Annotated in this window: 15 protein-coding genes and 1 tRNA gene; 7 read left to right on the forward strand and 9 right to left on the reverse strand. The window is 68.0% G+C overall.

Annotated elements, in window-relative coordinates; genetic code table 11:
- Positions 1 to 55 precede the first annotated feature (55 nt).
- The 4 genes from VHR41_08885 (at position 56) to VHR41_08900 (ending at position 3190) form a co-directional block, all read left to right on the forward strand.
- Complete coding sequence (locus VHR41_08885; protein HEX3234302.1) at positions 56 to 1180, forward strand: hypothetical protein; 1125 nt, start codon at positions 56 to 58, stop codon at positions 1178 to 1180.
- 80 nt (positions 1181 to 1260) lie between these two features.
- Positions 1261 to 1749, forward strand: a complete 489-nt coding sequence (locus VHR41_08890; GenBank protein HEX3234303.1) for an FMN-binding protein — start codon at positions 1261 to 1263, stop codon at positions 1747 to 1749.
- Entirely contained in the window at positions 1746 to 2240 is a 495-nt protein-coding gene (locus VHR41_08895; GenBank protein ID HEX3234304.1) for a hypothetical protein, read from the forward strand. Before VHR41_08890 ends, VHR41_08895 begins: the two co-directional genes overlap by 4 nt.
- Positions 2237 to 3190 (forward strand): FAD:protein FMN transferase, encoded by a 954-nt coding sequence (locus tag VHR41_08900; GenBank protein HEX3234305.1) that lies wholly within the window; start codon positions 2237 to 2239, stop codon positions 3188 to 3190. The genes VHR41_08895 and VHR41_08900 overlap by 4 nt, the downstream gene beginning before the upstream one ends.
- Positions 3191 to 3194: 4 nt before the next feature.
- Here the strand turns inward: VHR41_08900 and VHR41_08905 are convergent, their stop codons facing one another.
- The 6 genes from VHR41_08905 to VHR41_08930 all read right to left on the reverse strand — a co-directional run bounded on the left by VHR41_08905 (position 3195) and on the right by VHR41_08930 (position 9138).
- Positions 3195 to 3842, reverse strand: coding sequence for a hypothetical protein (locus tag VHR41_08905; protein HEX3234306.1), 648 nt, complete (start codon positions 3840 to 3842; stop codon positions 3195 to 3197).
- Positions 3839 to 4540 (reverse strand): ribosome biogenesis GTP-binding protein YihA/YsxC, encoded by a 702-nt coding sequence (gene yihA / locus VHR41_08910; GenBank protein HEX3234307.1) that lies wholly within the window; start codon positions 4538 to 4540, stop codon positions 3839 to 3841. The genes VHR41_08905 and yihA overlap by 4 nt, the downstream gene beginning before the upstream one ends.
- A complete protein-coding gene (clpX, locus tag VHR41_08915) occupies positions 4537 to 5784 on the reverse strand; it encodes an ATP-dependent Clp protease ATP-binding subunit ClpX (protein ID HEX3234308.1) in 1248 nt (415 codons plus the stop codon). Before clpX ends, yihA begins: the two co-directional genes overlap by 4 nt.
- 63 nt (positions 5785 to 5847) lie before the next feature.
- The gene (gene clpP, locus VHR41_08920; GenBank protein HEX3234309.1) at positions 5848 to 6477 is read right to left on the reverse strand and encodes an ATP-dependent Clp endopeptidase proteolytic subunit ClpP; all 630 of its coding nucleotides are present in this window, start codon (positions 6475 to 6477) and stop codon (positions 5848 to 5850) included.
- Positions 6478 to 6479: 2 nt separating this feature from the next.
- Positions 6480 to 7733, reverse strand: a complete 1254-nt coding sequence (gene tig / locus VHR41_08925) for a trigger factor (GenBank protein ID HEX3234310.1) — start codon at positions 7731 to 7733, stop codon at positions 6480 to 6482.
- Between the two features lie 790 nt (positions 7734 to 8523).
- Positions 8524 to 9138 (reverse strand): hypothetical protein, encoded by a 615-nt coding sequence (locus VHR41_08930; GenBank protein ID HEX3234311.1) that lies wholly within the window; start codon positions 9136 to 9138, stop codon positions 8524 to 8526.
- A 186-nt stretch (positions 9139 to 9324) separates the two neighbouring features.
- Here VHR41_08930 and VHR41_08935 point away from each other — a divergent pair, with 186 nt between their 5' ends.
- Genes VHR41_08935 through VHR41_08945 form a run of 3 tightly spaced genes read left to right on the forward strand, consistent with a single transcriptional unit; the run spans position 9325 to position 17038 of the window.
- Positions 9325 to 10875, forward strand: coding sequence for a protein kinase (locus VHR41_08935; protein HEX3234312.1), 1551 nt, complete (start codon positions 9325 to 9327; stop codon positions 10873 to 10875).
- Positions 10872 to 13889, forward strand: a complete 3018-nt coding sequence (locus VHR41_08940; protein HEX3234313.1) for a protein kinase — start codon at positions 10872 to 10874, stop codon at positions 13887 to 13889. Before VHR41_08935 ends, VHR41_08940 begins: the two co-directional genes overlap by 4 nt.
- Positions 13886 to 17038 carry a TonB-dependent receptor gene (locus VHR41_08945; GenBank protein HEX3234314.1) on the forward strand — a complete coding sequence of 1051 codons (3153 nt, stop codon included), beginning with the start codon at positions 13886 to 13888 and terminating at the stop codon, positions 17036 to 17038. The genes VHR41_08940 and VHR41_08945 overlap by 4 nt, the downstream gene beginning before the upstream one ends.
- Before the next feature lie 98 nt (positions 17039 to 17136).
- Here VHR41_08945 and VHR41_08950 read toward each other — a convergent pair.
- The 3 genes from VHR41_08950 to VHR41_08960 form a co-directional block, all read right to left on the reverse strand.
- A tRNA-Leu gene (locus VHR41_08950) sits at positions 17137 to 17218 on the reverse strand.
- A gap of 42 nt (positions 17219 to 17260) precedes the next feature.
- Entirely contained in the window at positions 17261 to 18094 is an 834-nt protein-coding gene (locus VHR41_08955; protein HEX3234315.1) for a hypothetical protein, read from the reverse strand.
- Positions 18095 to 18097: 3 nt separating this feature from the next.
- Entirely contained in the window at positions 18098 to 19777 is a 1680-nt protein-coding gene (locus tag VHR41_08960; GenBank protein HEX3234316.1) for a hypothetical protein, read from the reverse strand.
- Between the last annotated feature and the right edge of the window lie 19 nt (positions 19778 to 19796).

The raw sequence follows: 19796 nt of genomic DNA on the forward strand, positions 1-19796 counted from the left end.
TAAGGTAGTAGCCATTCTGCTGATAATCATTCTCAACTAGTCTTTGAGGCCGTTGATGCGCACCCTCCTCCCCTGGGTCCTCGCGCTCCTACTGACCGTCCCCCCCCTCGCCGCCCAGGAGGAGGCGAAAGAATCGACCACCATCGGAGGCTACGGCGAGGTCCACTTCACCAACGCCACCGGCCCCGATACCCCCGGCGAGGTCAACGTCAAGCGCTTCGTGGTCTACCTGGCGCACACCTTCAACGAGCGCATCGCCTTCCACTCCGAGCTCGAGGTCGAGGACACCAAGGTGGAGGGGGGCGAAGAGGGCGGCGAGGTGGCCATGGAGCAGCTCTATCTCGACTACACCTTCTCGCCTGTCGTCACCCTCCGCGCCGGCCTGGTGCTCCCGCCCATCGGCATCATCAACGAGACGCACGAGCCACCCACCTTCAACGGCGTCGACCGCCCGCTGCTGGAGCAGGAGGTGATCCCCACGACCTGGCGCGACATCGGGGTCGGGGCCGTGGGTACCCTGCCAGGCTCGTCCGGGCTCAGCTACCGCATCTACCTGGTCAACGGCCTCCTGGCCGAGGGGTTCTCGGCGGAGACCGGGATCCGTGGAGGGAGGCAGGAGGGGAAGGAGGCGAGCTTCGCCAACCCATCGGTGACCGGCCGGCTCGAGTGGACCCGTCCGGGACTCCGGATCGGAGGCTCGTTCTGGTACGGCGGCACCGCCAACCAGAATCCTGCCATCGGCGACGGCGCCTTCGACGCGCCGGTGTTCCTGAGCTCCGCCGACGTCCGGTACGACGTGGGGGCGTTCGCCTTCCGCGGAGTGTTCGCCAACATCCACATCTCCAAGGCCGATCTGATCAGCGTGGCAAACGGCGCGAGCGTGGCCAGCCGGATCACCGGTGGCTACGTCGAGGGGGCCTACAACTTGCTTGCCCAGCTCGCGCCCGCATCGGCCCAGCGACTCAATGCCTTCATCCGCTACGAGAACTACGATACCCAGGCGTCGGTCCCCGACAACGCCGCCAAGGACGATGCGCTCGCGCGCCGGGTGACCACCTTCGGGCTTTCCTACAAGCCGCTCTACAACGTGATCTTCAAGGGCGACTACCAGCTCCGCCGCAACAAGGCCAGTGTGGGCGAGAACGAGGTGCTGGCCCTCGGCGTGGGCTATGAGTTCTGAGGTGGACCGTCACGGCGTTGTGGGGCCTCGATGTCACCGCTATTCTCAACGGCCACATGGATCTTCCGGGGTGTGCTGAGATGCGGGTCCTGCCGGTCCTCGTGCTTTCGCTGCTGGTGGCCCGGGCCTCTGCGGCTCAGTCGGCTCCCCCCGGGAAGCTGGCCAAGTCGATCGAGCGGGTCTACGGCAAAGGCGCCATGATCGACAGCATCCGGGTCGACACCACCACGGTGTTGCGCATCTCGGGGGCTGGCGCGCTGCTCGGCTTTGCTGAGGTGCGGAACGTGAAGGGCAAGGACCAGCCCATCACCTATCTGGTCGCCATCGATCCGGAGGATCGCCTCAAGGACATCGACATCCTGGTCTATCGGGAGCCGCACGGCGGAGAGGTGGCCTATGACTCGTGGCGGAAGCAGTTTCGCGGCAAGACCACCGGCGCACCGCTGCAGGTCGGGAAGGACATCCGCAACATCTCCGGAGCCACCATCAGCTCGAATGCCGTGACCCGGAGCGTCCGGCAAGCCTTGGCGGAGCTGACCGGCTGGCATCAGTCCGGAAGGCTCAAGTGAGCTGGCGCCGAATGCCGGCGCCGATCCGAGCGCTCGGCCGATGGATCACCATCATTCAACTGGTGGGCTACACGACCTCGTTGCTCTTCGTTCACCATACCACCGGTATGACCCCGGCCGGCGTCGCCGCCCATTACCGAGGAAACGGCGCCGACTCCGCGGGCAGCGAAGCGGAGATGGAGTTTCCCAAGTCGTTCACGGAGATGCTCACGATCACCCACACCCATCTCTTGAGCATGGCGGTGATCTTCGTCCTGAGCGGGCTGGCCCTCGCGCTCTGCGAGTGGCCATCCGAGGCGTGGCGGCGGACGCTGATCGTGGAGCCGTTCGTGGCGCTTCTGGTATCGTTCTCCGCGATGTGGCTCATGCGGTACGTCGATGGCCGGTTCAGTTGGCTGCTCGCGGCGTCCAGCGCGCTCATGGCGATCACGTTTTACGTCCAGTCGCTTCTGGTGCTGCGGGAGCTGGCGCGGCCGGCGGAGCCCGCATGAGGCGGCGTCGGTTTCTCGGGATGCTGGGCGCCGGCCTCATCGGCGTGCTCCCGGGCGCACTGCCGGCTGCCGTGCGCCGCGGGGCTGCCCGCCGCACGGGCGAGCGTCTGGTCGAGCGCTGGTCCTGGGCGATGGGCCAGCCGGTGCACTTGCAGCTCTTCGCCGCGGATGAGGCCGCCGGTTACGAAGCTGCGCAGGCCGCGCTGGCCGAGCTCTGGCGGGTTGAGCACGCGCTCTCGGGGTTCGACGACTCCAGCGATCTCTGCGAGTTGAACCGGCGTGCCGGGCGGCCGGCGATCAGGGTCGGGTCGGACCTGGCGGAGGTGCTCGTCGCGGCACTCGGTTTCGAGCGGGCCACCGCGGGGGCATTCAATCCATCGGTCGAGCCGCTGATGCGTGCCTGGGGCTTCCATGCGTCACGAACCCGGGAACCCACCGCGCCGGAGATCGCGGCGGCCCGGCGCGTGGTTCAGGCGACTCGGGTAGTGGTGGATGGGGATCGCGTGGAGCTGCCGAGCCGGGAGAGCAGGCTCGACCTGGGCGGGATCGGGGTGGGCTATGGGCTCGACCGGGCGGTCGCGGTGCTCAGGCGGGCAGGGGTGCGTCGGGCCATGCTGGACATCAGCGGCGACTGCTACGCGCTCGGCGCGCCGCCCGGGGAACCGGGCTGGCTGGTGGAGGTCGCCGATCCCCGCCCGGGTCGCGGCATGCTCGCGGCGACCCGCCTCAGCGATGCGGCGCTCGCCACGTCATCCAACTCCGTCTCGGTGGTCCGCTACGGGCGCGCGGTGTGGGGCCACGTCATGGATCCGTCGACCGGCTGGCCGGCAGACGCGTTGGCTCAGGTGTCGGTGGTGGCCCGGAGCGGGCTCGAGGCCGATGCCCTCTCGACCGCCATGCTGGTGTCAGGCGCGCCGGCACCGGGCGTGCTCCGGAGCTTCACCCTCTGATGCCTCAGCGGGTGCTGTCGGCGGCCGCCGTGTCGCGCACGTCGGCGCGGGCCCGGAGCGCCACCCGCGCGCGCTCGCGATCGAGCTGCCGCTGCTTGGTGGTCCAATCGCCCGAGGTCACACCGTTGTAGGAGACGGTGAACGAGTCGTCCACGGGCAGGTCCTGCTCGAACAGAAAGACGCCGCTCACCTGCTCGCGCACGTCCAGCTGCTGGCCGGTGAACCGGCCCGAGAACGGCACGATGCCGAGCGGGCGGAAGATGCGGTTCCGTACCCCGACGGTGAGGGTCTGGGGATCGAACCGTGCGTTGGTGCGCTGGCCGAAGAAGGTCACCAGCGCGAGCCCGGGTCGCGAGACCCCCGCCATGGAGGCGACCGAATCGATCGCGGCCCGCCGCGACTGAACCAGGCTCTGGAGCGACTCCCAGGAGTCTTTCGCCAGCAGCCGGGTGACCCGCTGATCGAGCGGAACGAAGCGCACCTCGATGTCCGGCGTGACCACCCGCAGCGCGAGATCGTTCTGGGTCAGCGACCCGTAGCCCGGCGGCGGAAGCCGGCTCGAGGCCGGGCCGGCCGCCTGAGCGGCGACGGCCGACGCGCCGATCGTGCCTGCCGCCAGCCAGCCTCCCAACCACCGCAGCGGGATCCTCATTGCTCTCCTCCCAGGGCTGCCAGAACGCTCGCGGCGAGATCCGCGATGCCGGAGTGTGACCTGCTGCTGGTGAGCTGGATCTGCTCTTCGGGGATGCCCAATGCAGCCGCGATCTCCCGCACATGCAATTGCTGGGCCGACCGGGTCAGCTTGTCTCCCTTGGTGAGCACGGCCAGCACCGGCCGGCCGCTCTCGCTCAGCAGGTCCTGCATCTCCAGGTCGTCGCTCGACGGATGGTGGCGGGCATCGAGCAGCCAGATGACCCCGGCGAGGGTGGATCGCTCGCGCAGATAGCGGGTCACCAGGGTGCGATAGCCCGCCCGCGCCGCCTTGCCCGCCCGGGCGAACCCGTACCCGGGAAGGTCCACCAGGTAGAACCCGGGCAGGCGATAGGCGTTGAGGAGGGTGGTCTTGCCGGGGGTGCCGCTGATCCGCGCCAGCGGCCGCCCGAGCAGCGCGTTGAGCAGGCTCGATTTCCCCACGTTGGACCGGCCGATCAGCGCGATCTCCGGCAGCGGCGGCTCAAGCGCGACCAGGGGATCCGGGAAGGAGCCCACGAACTCGACCGGCAACTCCTCCAGCGGACTGGCCTCGACGCCCTGGCGCGCGAAGGGCGCACCGCGTGCGCCCCGACCAACGTTTCCGTCTTTCCCGCCCTTTCCGTCTTTCCCGCCCTTCCCGCCGCCCCCCGCCCTCACGCCTCCCGCTTGGTCCGCGCGCGCTCGGTCACGATGAGCGGCGTGGTGCCCTCGGTGATCGACTCCTTGGTGATCACGATCTCACGCACGTCGTCCCGTTGGGGGAGATCGTACATGATGTCGGTCATCATGGTCTCCAGGATCGAGCGGAGTCCGCGGGCGCCGGTGCCGCGCTTGAGCGCCTTGAGCGCCACCGCGCGGAGCGACTCCGGGTCGAAGGTGAGGCCCACGTCCTCCAGCTCGAACAGCTTCTTGTACTGCTTGGTGAGCGCGTTCTTGGGCTCGACCAGGATCCGCATCAGCGCTTCCTCGTCCAGCGCCTCGAGCGAGACCACCACCGGCAGCCGTCCGACCAGCTCGGGGATGAGGCCGAAGCGCAGCAGGTCGTCGGGCTCGACCTCGGCATAGGGGTTCTTGACGTCGAGCGCCACGGCGGTGCCGCGGGCCCCGCCGTTGAAGCCGATCTGCTGCCGGCCGGTGCGGGCCTCGATGATCTTCTCCAGCCCGTCGAAGGCGCCGCCGCAGATGAAGAGGATGTCCTTGGTGTTGATCTGGATGTATTCCTGCTGCGGATGCTTGCGGCCGCCCTGGGGCGGCACCGAGGCGATGGTGCCTTCCAGGATCTTGAGCAGGGCTTGCTGCACGCCTTCCCCGGAGACGTCGCGGGTGATGCTGGGGTTCTCCGACTTCCGGGCGATCTTGTCGATCTCATCGATGTAGACGATGCCCCGCTCGCACTCGGCGACGTTGAACTCGCCGGCCTGCAGCAGCCGGACCAGGATGTTCTCCACGTCCTCGCCGACGTACCCGGCCTCGGTGAGGGTGGTGGCGTCGGCGATGGTGAACGGCACGTCGAGGATGCGGGCGAGGGTCTGTGCGAGCAGGGTCTTGCCGACCCCGGTGGGGCCGAGGAGGAGGATGTTCGACTTGTCCAGCTCGACGTCGACGTCCCGGCCGCCGGAGGCGTTGATCCGCTTGTAGTGATTGTACACCGCCACGGCGAGGGTCCGCTTGGCCCGCTCCTGCCCGATTACGTACTGGTCGAGGACGTCCTTGATCTCCGCCGGTGTAGGAACCTGGGTAATGCTGTCCGTGACCTCGCGTTCTTCGTCCTCCGCCAGGATCTCATTGCAGAGCGTGATACACTCGTTGCAAATGTAGACCGACGGGCCGGAGATGAATTTCCGGACCGAGTCCTTCGATTTGCCGCAGAAGGAGCAGCGGAGGTGCTTGTCGTTGGACATGTGGTGCCAGATCGCGATGGAGGTGGATGGCTGCCGGAAAGGTGGTCCCCGGCCGCCGGGGCGTCAAGTCTCCTTCTTCCCATCCGGGAGGGGTACCACCATGTCTCTTCGAGGTGTGAAGACACTGTCGATCAGTCCGTACGCCTTGGCCTCCTCGGCGCTCATGAACCGGTCGCGGTCCATGTCCCGCTCGATGGTCTCGATCGGCTGTCCGGTATGCATCGAGTAGAGCGCGTTCATCTTGGAGCGGAGGTACAGGATCTCCCGGGCCTGGATCTCGATGTCCGACGCGGTACCCTGGGCGCCGCCCGAGGGCTGGTGGATCATGATCCGCGAGTGGGGCAGGGCGCTCCGCTTGCCCTTGGTGCCCGCGGCCAGGAGGAACGACCCCATCGACGCCGCCATCCCCATGCAGATGGTGTTCACCGGTGCGCGCAGGTGCTGCATGGTATCGTAGATGGCCATGCCGGCCGACACCACGCCGCCCGGCGAGTTGATGTAGAGGTAGATGTCCTTGTCGGGGTTGTCGGCTTCGAGGAACAGCAGCTGGGCGATGATGATGTTGGCGACGTCGTCGTTGATCGGCGCCCCCATGAACACGATCCGGTCCATCAGGAGCCGGGAAAAAATGTCGTAAGTCCGCTCGCCGCGGCTGGAGCGTTCGATGATGTACGGCGGATAAAGAGTGGCCATCGTCAGGACTTCACCTCATCGACTGTGGACTGACCCAGGAGGAAACCGAACGCCTTCTCTTCGGTGATCGCGCGCTCCAGCTCCGGCAGGCGGTTGGCCTTCTGGAGCGAGCCGTAAACCTGCCCGGCCGGCACGCCCCGCGCCTCGGCCATTTGGGCGATACGCGCATCCAGCTCGGACTCGGTAGCACGGAGCCCGTGAGCCTCGACCAGGGCGTCGAGGACGAGATCGCGCCGCACCTGGGCCGCGGCCACTTCGTGGAACTGCTGCTCGAACTGCTGGAGCTGGTCGGCCGGCACCCGGTAGGTCTCGGCGTAACCGTGCATCAGCCGGTGCACCAGCGACTCGGGTGCCTGGACGCCGTTGGCCTCCACGATCTGGGCCAGCAGGCCCTGGCGCACCTGGGCGTCGGCCTCGCGGGAGGCCTCGTGCTCCAGATCGTGGCGGATGGCGGCGCGGAGTGCGTCCAGGTTCTCGAAGTCGCCCACCTCGCGCGCGAAGCCATCGTCCAGCGGGGGCAGCTCCTGGCGCTTCACCTCGTGCAGGGTCACCCGGACCCGTCGAGTCTGGCCCCGCCGGCTTTCGTCCGGGTGATCCTCGGGAAACTTGACTTCCGCGTCCGTGGTCTCGCCGGGGAGGAGCGTCATGATGCGCTCTTCCAGCTCGGGAATCGCCTGGTTCTGCCCCAGGACCAGATCGTAGGGCTGCGCCGCACCCGCGCCGGCCTCATCCAGCGGCGCCACCTCCACCCGGACCATCTGCCCGGGCGAGGGCTTGGCGCCGGTCACCGGGATCCAGGCCGCCTTCTGCTCCTGCAGGCGGGCGAGCTGCTCCTGCACCGCCTCGTCGGTCACTGGGGCCACTCGCCGCTCCAGCCGGAAGCCGCCGATGCGCTCCAGCTTGATCTCGGGCCGCACCTCGACCAGGAGCTCGAACTCGATCGGGCTCCCCTCCTCGAACTTGAGGTTCCGGATGGATGGATCGGCGATGGGCTTGAGCGACTCGGAGGTCTTGGCGGTTTCCCAGCTCTCCCGGATGACTTCCTCCAGCACCGATTGCCGGATGGCGTCGGCAAAGCGCTTGCGGACCACCCCTTCGGGGGCCTTGCCCGGGCGGAAGCCGGGCAACCGCGCCTGCCGGACGTAGTAGCGCAACGCCTTGGACTCGGCCTGGTGCACCCGGTCGACCGGTACGGTCACTCGGAGCGACTTGGAGGCCGAATCCTCGGCGGTTTTCTCCACTGTGATCTGACTCATGATGCGGGGAATCTACCCTATCGCACTCCCCAGGGTCAATTTTGCCCAGAGTGCTGCTGGTGGATGACGAAAGCAGGTTCGAGACGTGCTCCGCAAGCTCTTCGAGCACAGCGGATTCGAGGTCAGCGAGGCGGAGTCCGGCCGGGGAGGCGCTGGCGACCGTCGCGGCAGAGCCGGACATCGCGGGCAACCCCCACCTGGCGACCCGCGTGGTCTTGCTCACCGGAGCGGCACGCGACCGAACCATGCGCGATCTGCTGAAGCAGCGCGGCGTGCCGCCATCTTCAGTGATCCGCGGCCGCTTCCCCGACATCATTGGGCTGTGATGTAAGAGGGACGTTAGAAAAAGATGCGAACGGCGGGAGTCGAACCCGCACCCCTCACGGGACAGGATCCTAAGTTCGGGTGAAGGGCGGACGGCCGACAAGAGCAGACCACGCAGGTGTTGTGGCTGTTGACCTTGCGCCTCGGTCTGTTGTCCACTGTAGTCCCCAGTTGTCTCCAGTTCCGGCACAGGTTCGGCACAGGTGACCTCTCGCCTCCACATACTCGCCGACGGGAGCGCCTGTACAAAAGGCCCGCACGATGACCCAGGACACCCCGAACCGGCTCGCGAAAGATCCGGCGCCGCGACCCAGTCGCGTGGTGCGAGGGTGTTTGAGCCATTTCAGAAACACTTTCGAAGCGCCTCGAGAAGGGTAAGTGCGGCAGCCAGTGCGCCATCCGGAATGCAATACCTGGGGCCGAGTCGTTGGCTATTTCATGCCTCGGCCCCAGTAAAGTCCTGCTGCTACTGCCCCCCAACCGGAGTCAGCGACAGATGGCTGGTGACCCTTCGGAATGATCCGTCCGGCATGTTGAGCGAGCGCACTGTCCCCTGCACCCGCACCGGCTCACCGCCGGGAACCGTGGTCAGGATTCCCCCAATGTCGAGCCCGAAGGCGTTGGCGCCCGGCCCGGTAACTTCAAAGTCGTTGTCGGTGTAGACCGCGTGACCGGTACCGGCCGCAATGACCGGCGAGAAGCAAGTGTCCTCGAAAGTGTTGAGGTCGTAGACGTGGATATTGATCTCCTTGGCCACGGCCAGGACGTTGAACGCCTGTTGCCAGCCCGCGGCCTGGAGTGGCACAAGTGGAAGCTCCTGATCGCCACCGCAGCCAACGTCGGCGGTCGGATCGGAGGGCAGACCTATCCAGGCCAGCAGGCCAGTCTGGAAGTCCGGCAGTCCGAACACGAAGCCCTCAGCGGTGCGGTAGACATTGGGGGTGATGGGGCCGTTGGTGTAGAGGTACTGCGGGTGCGCCACCTCGGACGTGGCCGGCGCCGCCGGCTCGCTGTCGCTGCAGGCGCTGGCTACCAGCGCGACCGCCGCGGCCAGGATTGGACCTGCCTTGGAACGGAACACGGGGACCTCCTCGATGAGTGGGTTCAGGGACGATCCCCGCCGGTCGGGCGAAGACCCTGACATGTGGTTTGCCCCGAAGAGCCTGAGCCGGTAGGTGTGGGGCAATGAGCGGGCGGGCGGCGCGTCGTGCTTGCCCACCCCAGTAAGCGCCGGTACTATCATCCAACGGCATCATGCCGCCCTCATATGCCCCTCATACGCCGCACGGTGCGACTGCACACCTTCGGCGGCCTCAGCTTGACGGACGGGACGGAGGTGGTGGCTTCCCAGCGCCAGCGCCTCGCGTTGCTGGCCCTGCTTGCGGTGGCCGGTGAGCGGGGGTGCACGCGCGACAAGCTCATGGCCTATCTCTGGCCCGAGAGCCCGATCGAAGGCGCGCGGCACGGGCTGCAACAGCTGCTCTACTACCTGCGGCGGCAGGCGCAGGGCGACCTCTTTCTCGGCACCGACCCCGTCCGGCTCAACCCGGAAGCCATCAGCTCCGACGTCGCCGAGTTCGATGCGGCGCTCGCGGCCGGCGCGCTGTCCGACGCGGTCACGCTCTACCGCGGCCCCTTCCTCGACGGTTTTTACCTGGACGACTCGGCGGCGTTCGAGGAGTGGATGGAGCAGGAGCGAGCCCGATTGGCCACGGCCCATGCCGCCGCGCTGTATCGGCTCGCCCGCCGGGCGGGCGCGGCCGAGCAACACACGCTCGAGATCGCACACTGGCGGGAGCTGGCGGCCGCGGATCCACTGAGCGAACGGGCGGCCACCGGTCTGATTGGGGCCCTGGCGGCCGGCGGCGACTGGACTGCCGCCATGCGGCACGCCCAGGCCTACGACGCCCGGGTTCGGGCGGAGCTGGCGACGTCACCGGCATCGGACCTGATCACGCTGGTGGAACGGCTCCGCGCCGAGCACCTGATGGCGGCGCCCGCCAGATCAGTCACGGGGAATGGGGAGCAGGAGCCGCGTTACCGGGTGGAGCGGGAGCTCGGGCGAGGCACCGCCGCCACGGTGTTTCTCGCGCATGACCGCAAGCACGACCGGCCGGTCGCGCTCAAGGTGCTGAATCCGGACCTCGCCGCGACGCTGAGCGCGAAGCGGTTCCGGCGCGAGATCGCGATCCTCGCCCGCCTGCACCATCCCCACATCCTGCCGCTCTACGACTCGGACGAAGAGGGTCGCTACTTCGTCTTGCCCTTCGTGGCGGGCGAGTCCTTGCGACAGCGCCTGGCGCGGGAGGTCCAGCTCCCGCTCGAGACAGCGCTTGGGATCACCTCCCAGCTCGCCGATGCGCTGGGATATGCCCATGAACGCGGGTTCGTGCATCGGGACGTCAAGCCCGAGAACGTGCTGCTGGAGGGGCAGCACGCCTTCCTGGCCGATTTCGGAATCGCGCACGTGCTCGAGGCGGCGGGCGGGGAGCGGCTGTCCGCGTCGGGAGTCGCCCTGGGGACGCCGGCCTACATGAGTCCGGAGCAGGGTCGTGGGAGCCGCCGGCTGGACGGCCGAAGCGACGTCTACAGCCTGGCCTGCGTGCTCTACGAGATGTTGGCCGGCGTGCCTCCGTTCGCGGGACGCTCGCCCCATGTCATCCTGGCTCGCCACGCCGCCGACCCGGTGCCACCGGTTCGCACCGTCTGTCCCGAGGTGCCGGCCGGGGTGGAGCGCGCGCTGCTCCGGGCTCTGGCCAAGGATTCGGCCGACCGGTGGCCCAGTGCGGCGGCATTCCGGGACGCGCTCCGGTCATGAGGAGGCCCGACGGTGGTGGCGGCATCGATGCGCTGGGCCCGGGGAGCCCGGTGTGCGGCCGGTATCGCATCGAGCGCGAGCTGGGCCGCGGCGGGATGGCGACGGTCTACCTGGCGCGTGACCTGCCCCACGACCGGCTGGTGGCGCTCAAGACGCTGCATCCGGAGCTCTCCGGGGCCCTGGGCGCCGACCGGTTTCTCCGCGAGATCTCCATCGCGTCCCGGCTCCAGCATCCGAACATCCTGCCGCTCTTCGACTCGGGCACCACCGTGCTGGGTGGGGGTGAGGCGCGGTCGTTCTACGTGATGCCGTACGTTCCCGGGGAGTCGCTGCGTGCCCGGCTGCAGCGGGAGACTCAGCTCGGGCTGGAGGAGGCGATCGGGATCTGCCGCCAGGTCGCGGCCGCGCTGGACTATGCACACGCCCAGGGGATCGTGCACCGGGACATCAAGCCGGAGAACATCCTGCTGGACGCCGAGCGGGTGGTGGTCGCCGACTTCGGGGTCGCGACGGCGCTGGATGCCGCGGGTGGGGACAAGCTGACCCAGACGGGACTCTCGCTGGGCACACCGGCCTACATGAGTCCCGAGCAGGCCACGGCCAGGCGGGTGGACGCACGGTCGGACGTGTACAGCCTCGCCTGCGTGATGTACGAGATGCTGGTGGGCGACCCGCCGTTCCTGGGGTCGAGCCCGCGCGCGGTCATGGCCCGTCACGCGCTCGATCCGGTCCCCTCGGTGCGCACGGCTCGGCCCGAGATTCCCGATTACCTCGAGGCGGCGCTCCGGCGGGGGCTCGCCAAGGTCCCGGGCGACCGGTTCGCCTCGGCCGGTGAGCTCGCTGCCGCGGTTGCGGGAGCCGGGCCGCTGGTCAGAGGCTCTGCACCTGCGCGGACCCGCAGGTGGAGGATCGTTGGGGCACTCGCGCTCGGCGGCCTCGGGCTGCTCGCGCTCTGGCACTTGCGGCCGATCCCCACCACGCCGACCGAGTCCCGCCGGGTGGCAGTCCTTCCGTTCGACGTCTCGGCCGCCGCGCCGGATCTCGCCTGGCTCGGGGAGGGAATGGTCGATCTGTTCTCGACTCAGTTGAGCGGAGACACGGCGCTGCAGGTGGCCGATCCCCGGACGGTGCTGGGAGCCTGGTATCGGGCCCGGGCGCGGGGCGATACGACCGGCGGGGCGGATGCTCGTTTGGCGCGCCGGATCGGCGCAGGTAGGGTCCTCGAAGGTGCCGTCGCCGGGAGCCCGGCTCGCCTCGTCCTCTCGGCATCCGTCCGGCCGGTTGGTGAGCATCAGCCCGGGCCTCGCGTGACCGTCACCGGACCCGCGGACAGCCTGCCGGTCCTGGTGGACCGTCTCACGGCCCAGTTGGTCGGCATCGATGCGGGTGTCGACCGGCAACGCCTCGGGTTGTTGATGAGCAACTCGCTGGCGGCAGTGCGCGCGTTCGCGAGGGGGCGCGCCGCGTACCGCCGCGGCCACCTGGAGGAGGCAATCCGGTACCTCCACGAGGCCACGGTGCTCGACTCGACGTTCGCGCTCGCGGCGCTGGAGCTCGAGAGGCTTTCGGGCTGGCTCGGGGTTCTTGGGGGGGACGAGGACCTGGAGCGGGCCCGCCGGCTCGTGTGGATGGGACGGGACCGGTTGAGCCCCACGGACCGCGCGCTGCTCAAATCGTCGCAACGCCCATGGGCGGGTGCGCCGGCAATGTTCGCCCACCGGCGGGCCTCAGTGACCGCCTACCCGAACGAGCCGCACGTCTGGTATGTCCTCGGCGACACCTACTTCCACTGGGGTATCCTGGCCGGGCAGGACTCGGCGCTCGAGCAGGCCCGCAGCGCATTTCAGCGTGGCTGGTCCATCGATTCGGCAACCACCCTCGACTCCAGCGCGACGGTGCGGTCGCCACTGTTCGCGGAGCCGCTCACCCACATGGTGGACCTGGCTCAGATCGCCGGAGACACGGCCGAGGTGCTTCGGCTTACCGCGCTCGGGCTCGAGGCGGACACCGCCGGCAGGCAGGCGCACTACCTCCAGTGGCACCGGGCCCTCGCGCGCGGAGACAGTGCCCGGCGAGCCTTCTGGGCCAATCAGACCCGCCCCCGCGATTTGCCCGCCCTGATATTCATGTTCACGCAGTGGACTGGCATCGCGGTCGAGGATGTGGCGAGAGCCATCGCGGAAGACATGGTCGGCGCGACCGGTGACTATGCCTCGTTGCTCCGACAAATCCGCGCGGGTCTCGCACTCAACGGCGGCCGCCCAGCGGAGGCGAACAGGGACTTGGCCGCGAACTCGTCGCGGTCCGCATTGCGGGAGCGGGTCCTTACCGCGCTCTACTGGCAGGGAGATACCGTCGGAATCCCCGAGATCGTGCGCCGGATGGTGACGCTCCCGAAGGTTCCGGCCACCGACCGGGGCGAGCGCCGGGAGCAGTACCGTGACCTGTGTGTCGGCTTCCAATGGCGGCTGAGTCAGGGGGAGACCGAGGGCGCTGCGGAGGCCGTGGCGCTGCTCCGGACCGCTCACATTCCTGGGCTTTCCGACGGCGACTCCGCCATGTTCGCCCGCTTCACCGGTCTATGCTCCGCCCTGTTGCGGGTGCTGCAGGTAGGCACAGGAGCGTTCTCGCGGTCCCAGCCTCTCGCCGACCTGGATTCGCTGGCACGCACGGACGTGTACGAGGTCTGCTGCGCGGCGGGGTGGGACGGGAACCCGGGCGCGAACCTGGTGCTGGCACGCGCCGCCGAATATCAGGGCGACCTGCCGCTGGCGCTGCGCGCTGTCAGGCGACGGGCATCGGGATTCATGCTGGCGCCGACCTACATGTCGACCTTCCTCCGCGAGGAGGGGAGACTGTCCACGCTGAGCGGCGATACGGCGGGCGCGATCCGCGCGTACCGGCACTATCTCGCACTCCGGCGAGATCCGGAGCCGGCGCTGCAGCCGGAGGTCGAGCGGGTCCGGGCGGAGCTGGCTGCGCTCCTGACGGAGCCTGCGGGCAGGTCCCGATGAGACAGGTGCAAGGCTTGCAACGGGCAATCGGACTTACACTGGTCCTCTCGGGCGCGGTATCCCTTCCGCTTGCAGCCCAAGCCATCACCACCGCGGCGCTTCATGGTGTGGTGACCGGTCGCGACTCGGCCGGCATCGAGGAGGCGGTGGTCACCGTCATCAACACCGCCAACGGCGAGCGCTGGCGTACCGTGACCGCCGCCGGCGGCCGCTACGTGCTCGAGTACCTGTCGCTCGGCGGGCCGTACACCGTCGAAGCCCGTGCGGTCGGCTACGCGCCGACGGCCAGGACGGGCCTCATGCTTTCGCTCGGGGAGCGGCGCCGCGCCGACCTGAGCCTGACACCGGTGATTCTGGAGCTTCCCGAGATCGCGGTTGCGGGACGCATCGATCCCGCGCTCAACGCGGGCCGCACCGGCCCGGCCCAGACGATCGACGAGCGGCTGACCTCGGGGCTGCCGCTGCTGGACCGGGACTTCTCGCAGCTCGCCTTTCTCTCGCCCCAGGCGATCCGCACCACCGATCAGGGCATATCGATCGCCGGACAGTCCGATCGGCTCAACAACATCGAGATCGATGGGGCCAACAATAACGATGCGGGAGGAATCGCGGGGACGTTCGGGTCCGGTACCGTCGGAGGTATCCACAACGTCCGGACCCTGTCAGCGGAGGCGTTGCAGGAGATGCAGATCCTGGTCGCGCCGTTCGACGTGCGCTATGGCATGTTCGCGGGCGGGCTGGTCAATGCCGTGACCCGGTCGGGCTCGAACCGCTGGGAAGGAACGGTCACCAGCTTCTTCCAGTCCGAGGGACTGACCGGCCGTGACGAGCAAGGGCGGCAGGCGCAGGAGTTCTCGACCAGGGAAGTGGGCGTCACGCTGGGCGGTCCGATCGTCCGCGATCGTGTGGCGTTCTTCCTCGATGCCGGACTCCAGCGGTTCACCAGCCCCAGCCTCCCTTCGATCGGCACCGATACCACCGGCGGAGCGGACTCAGCCGGCATCGGCGTTCGGCGGTCCAGCGCGGAGCGTTTTCAGCGCATCCTCCGGAATACCTACGGCGTGGATCCGGGCTCGATCGCCGCATCGCCATTCCGGAATCCTGGGGGCAACATCTTCGGAAAGGTGACAATCTGGCCGGGGCTGAACCAGCGCATTGAGGTGTCCCATGACTACGCGGAAAGGAATCCGCAGGGGGGATTCGCGCAAGGGGGCTATTGCTGTGGTTTCTACAGCCTCAGGTCGTGGGATGTAGTTGGACGGGAGACGGTGAACGCCACCCGCGCAACCTGGACCGCAGCCGGTCAGGGCCAATTCTCGAACGAGCTTTCCCTGTCCCGGGTAGCGGATAGGGATCACTGCGACCCCGTGAGTCACTTCGCTGTCGTGCGCGTCTTCGGCGTCGACAACGGGGCGCTCCGCGCCGGGACCAACAATATCTGTACTGACCGGTACGCCAACAATACAACGTGGGAGGTCACCAACAACTCCTCCTGGCTGCTCGGGCCCCATCGGGTCACCCTGGGCACCCACGATGAGCTGCTTCCGCTCGGCGGGAAGAATCGCTCGATCGACCTGATCGGGACGGGCCGCTGGTCCTTTGGGAGTCTGGACGACCTCGAGCAGAGGCAACCGTTTGGCTTCCGGCGCACCCTTCCCGGGCCCGGGCGGCCGGAGGGCGCGCGGAGCGACCTCGAGGTGCGCCAGCTCGGGCTCTACCTCCAGGACCAGTGGTCCATGGTGCCCAACCTGTCCCTCACCGCGGGGGTGCGGTTCGACGTACCGTTTCTTCGCGATGCCCCGGCGCGGAACGCGATGCTCGCCGATTCGCTGGGCGTCAGCACCGCGGCGACCCCGAGCGGGCACCTCCTCTGGTCGCCACGCCTTGGAGTCAACTATGACGTGGGGGGCCGCGGCACGACTTTCCTGCGCGCGGGGGCCGGGCTGTTCAGCGGGCGGCCCATCTACTTGTACTTCAGCAATGTCTATGAATCGACGGGCCTGGAGACGGTGGAGCTCATCTGCTCGGAAGCAGACGTCCCGGCGATCACCTCTCTGGACCTCGATGACCAGCCCACGGCCTGCGCCTCAGGCGCAACGGCGGTGGGCAATGTGAGCCTGTTCGATCGCGCCTTCCGATTTCCGCGGAACCTGCGGCTGGCGTTGGGCGCCGATGTCCGGCTTCCCTGGAACATGGTGGGGACCGCGGATCTGCTCTACATCCGCGGTGTCGATCAACTCGATTTCATTGACCTGAACCTGGCGCCGCCTACGGCGTCGGCCTCCGGTGAGGGTAGCCGGGTGCTATATGGTACCATCGATCCATCCACCGGAGAGGCGTTTCCCAATCGGCGCACCTACGCCTTCGGCCCGGTGGTGCAGATGCGAAACTCGAGCGGCGAGCGCTCCGTGAGCGCCACGCTGCAACTGCAGAAGCGGTTCCGGGCCGGAGAGCTGAGCCTGGCATACACCTACACCGATGCCCGGGACCGGATCTCGCCGCTCGGCTGGGACTTAGCCTCCAACGTGCTTATCGCCCCCCTGGATGGAACACTGGACCACCGCCGGCTCGGCACATCTTTCTTCGAGAGGGTTCACAAGGTCACCCTGGGCGGCGTGGTGGACCTGCCGGCCCGTCTCCGGCTGGGCGTGTTCTACAACGGCCTCTCAGGTCACCCGTTCAACTACGGGATCGAGGGCGATCCGAACGCCGATGGGTATCCCTTCAATGACATCCTCTACGTGCCACGAGACTCCTCCGATATCACCCTGGCGGACCCGACCGAGTGGGCCGCACTCGATCGGTACATCCGGTCTGAGTCCTGCCTCGAGAAACAGCGGGGGCGGATCATGCGCCGGAACAGTTGCCGCGAGTACTGGCAGACGCTGCTCAACGCGCGGCTCTCCACCGTGCTTCCGACGACGAGAGGACAATCGGTCGAGCTGATCGCGGACTTGTTCAACGTGCTCAGCTTCCTCGATCGCGATTGGGGTGTCCAGCGCTTCCACTCGGGCGATCTGCTGCGACTGGTCGGCTACGATGAAGCGAACGGCCGCGGTATCTATGAGATGGGGAGGATAGACCGGAAGGTCCGTGATAACGAGGCCACTCGCTGGCGGTTGCAGCTCGGGGCGCGGTACGGTTTCTGATTCCCGGCCCACCCTCTCAGAGCCCGCCATCGAGTCTCTTCGTTTTCCGGACCGCGCGGTGAGTGAGCTATGACGTAAGGTGGGACATCGGAAGAAGATGCGAACGCCGGGAGTCGAACCCGGATGGGTTTCCCCACAGGATCCTAAGTCCTGCGCGTCTGCCAGTTCCGCCACGTTCGCAAAGCTGAATAGTATCCCTGCGCGAGCCAGCGCTGAGCCGCTCTAGCTGACCCGCTCCCGGGCCCACTCCTCGAAGACCGCCTCGCAGTACGGATTCCTCGCGGAGTTGGCGGTCTTGATGCGGCGGCCATCTTTCAGCACGGCAAACGCACAGAACTGCGCTACCGTCGGCTTGCCGTTGGGTCCGGTGCAGTCGGGTACGGCGGTTCGATTCACCTCGATCCACACCGACTGACCGGGATGTTGCTGCTGCCACCGCGCGCACCGACCTCCCAGGTCGGGGTCCACCTGCTGCCCCTCCGGGTGAATCACGATGCGAGCGATCCGCGGCGCGCCGCCGGCGGCCGGGTCGTGCCCGCCGGACTTGCGCGGCGAGGTATTCGCGAGCGCAGAGTCCGGGGCCACGGCCGTGGCGGACGGACGCACGAACTGCCACGGCGTACAGCGCTCATGAGAAAGGCGGCCAAGACTGAGCGTGGCGACGCAGGAGGTACCGCCGGTGGCCTGTCCCAGCGGAGTCACGCCGAAACGGAGGGTATCCACACCGCGGGAGGCCGGGGACATCGTCACCCGGGAGCTGTCGCTGCTCGCGACGTCGACCTCGATCCGGACCGAGTCGACCAGGCCGGCGAGCGGCCCCTTCCCCAGCACCCAGGCCACGACCACATCGAGCGAGTCACCGTGCTGCGCCACCTCGGAGGTCACGGCGTCGACCTGGGCTTTGGGCACGAGCGGCGCCGACGGGAACAGCCGCGCACCAAACAGCCAGCCGGCCAGCGCCAGCACCGCGATCAGGGCCGCGAGCACGAGCGGCCAGCGCCGCGGCTTGGGCGGCAGCTCGATCTCGATCACCTCGGGGGTCACCCGGCGCGGCATGGCCTAGTGCTCCAGGCCCAGAACAGCTGGACCCTGCTGGTAGACTACATCCACCGGGATCCCCCTGCTGCGCAGACGGCCGAGATCGGCTTGGGCAACAGGAGAAATTCGGCCGCGCGTGGCCATGAACTGCTTCACCCCCTCGTAGTCGCCATCCCCCTGGAAACGCAGGATACGCTCACCCAAGGCCCGCACGGCCTCCTGCATCTTGGCAAGATCGACCCGGTACCGCCCGCTCGCCGAATCCCGGGTGAACGCGCCGTGCTCCTCGAAGAACGAGAGCTGCGCCGCATTGGCCCGGCCGTGGGCATCCGATGCACCGAACCGGATGGAGCGGAAGATGCTGGCCAGATAGGTCACGTAGTGTTGCTCCGCCGTGGTGCCCTTGAGCTCTCCCTGCTGCAGCAGCTGAGTGACCAGGTGCAGGCCCAGGATGTCGGCCTTGGCCTCTTCCAGCGCACTGGCCTGCTCCTTGAGCGCCGCCCGCACGGTGCCCTTGCCGTCGATCGTGTTCTTAATGCCGAGGCCATGCGCTACCTCGTGGAACATGACGTTGGCGAAGAACGCGTCGAAGTTGATGTCGGTCTGCTGGTCGCTGGCGATCAGCTCCGCCGCGATCGGCCGCAGGATCTTGTCGAACTTGGCCCGCATCACGTTCTTGAGCTGGAGCCTGCGGGTGCCCTTTCTGAGCTGCACCTGCTCGTCGTTGGGCAGATTGATGGCGATGGTCTTGGATCCCGCGTTCGCCTCACCCGCGCAGAAGACGGCGTCGTATGCGTTGAGGTCCGAGCCGGTGCCGGGCTGCTCCCGCTTGTACGCTGCCGGAACCGGCAGGCCGCGCTGTAGTGCCGGCAGGAGTGCGGCGTACCGGGCCAGTCGGGAGCTCCACTCCTTGTCCTTGATCAGCACGAAGGCTTCGGCCGCTGTCCTGTACCCGAACAGCTCGTCGGCGTACGATTCGATCGGCCCGATCACGATGTCCAATGTGTTGTGCTTCATATCGAGCCAGGCGAGATCGCTGGCCTGGTAGCGGTCCGTCATGAGCGCCTGGGAGCGCAGCAGCAGGTATCGCTTGAGCCCGGGGTCCTCCGCCAGTGCCGCCGCCTCGCGGAGCTTGGCGGCGGCATGCTGGACCTCCGGACCGTAGACCTTGTGATAGGGGACGGTCGTCAGGGTCCCGCTCGAGTCCCGCCGCACCACAGAATACTGGCCACGGAGCGCCTCGGCGGCCGTGGGCGACCTGTCCGCGGCCTGTTCCAGCTGCTCCTTGGTCATCTCGTGGGGATAGAACTCCACGCCGGGCGGACGCTCGCCGACTCCGGGAACGAACGGCGCGTTGCCGTCCAGCCGGTCCCAGGGGCCGTAATTGATCTCAACGAAACGTCGAATACTGGAGTCTGGCAAGGTGGTCAGCAGCGAGTCGTAGCCCGGAAAGATCTGCCGCCGGAAGACCGTATCCATGGTGGCGGCCGCGCCGATCAGCAGGGGGAGCATCCGACGCTCCTTGTCGGTCAGGCGGCCCAGGTCCGAGGTGAGGCGCACAGGCGCGTATTGGGCCACCTTGGCCGCGATCGGGCTTTCCGTGGGCGCGGACGCCGCGGTGCCAGGCGAGCCGTCTCCACGCTTCCCACACCCCGCGATCCCGGCCGCCAGAGCCATCAGCCAGGCCGGCCAGCGTTGCATGCCGCTCGGTCTCTCCGCT

The organism is Gemmatimonadales bacterium (assembly GCA_036265815.1).
Taxonomy (GTDB): Bacteria; Gemmatimonadota; Gemmatimonadetes; order Gemmatimonadales; family GWC2-71-9; genus CAVVWJ01.

Coding starts and splice junctions, on each gene's coding strand:
- VHR41_08955 (HEX3234315.1), bottom strand. CDS start 18,094: ATGCCGCGCCGGGTGACCCCCGAGGTGATCGAGATCGAGCTGCCGCCC.
- VHR41_08945 (HEX3234314.1), top strand. CDS start 13,886: ATGAGACAGGTGCAAGGCTTGCAACGGGCAATCGGACTTACACTGGTC.
- VHR41_08960 (HEX3234316.1), bottom strand. CDS start 19,777: ATGCAACGCTGGCCGGCCTGGCTGATGGCTCTGGCGGCCGGGATCGCG.
- clpP (HEX3234309.1), bottom strand. CDS start 6,477: ATGGCCACTCTTTATCCGCCGTACATCATCGAACGCTCCAGCCGCGGC.
- clpX (HEX3234308.1), bottom strand. CDS start 5,784: ATGTCCAACGACAAGCACCTCCGCTGCTCCTTCTGCGGCAAATCGAAG.
- VHR41_08935 (HEX3234312.1), top strand. CDS start 9,325: ATGCCCCTCATACGCCGCACGGTGCGACTGCACACCTTCGGCGGCCTC.
- VHR41_08905 (HEX3234306.1), bottom strand. CDS start 3,842: ATGAGGATCCCGCTGCGGTGGTTGGGAGGCTGGCTGGCGGCAGGCACG.
- VHR41_08890 (HEX3234303.1), top strand. CDS start 1,261: ATGCGGGTCCTGCCGGTCCTCGTGCTTTCGCTGCTGGTGGCCCGGGCC.
- VHR41_08900 (HEX3234305.1), top strand. CDS start 2,237: ATGAGGCGGCGTCGGTTTCTCGGGATGCTGGGCGCCGGCCTCATCGGC.
- tig (HEX3234310.1), bottom strand. CDS start 7,733: ATGAGTCAGATCACAGTGGAGAAAACCGCCGAGGATTCGGCCTCCAAG.
- VHR41_08940 (HEX3234313.1), top strand. CDS start 10,872: ATGAGGAGGCCCGACGGTGGTGGCGGCATCGATGCGCTGGGCCCGGGG.
- VHR41_08885 (HEX3234302.1), top strand. CDS start 56: ATGCGCACCCTCCTCCCCTGGGTCCTCGCGCTCCTACTGACCGTCCCC.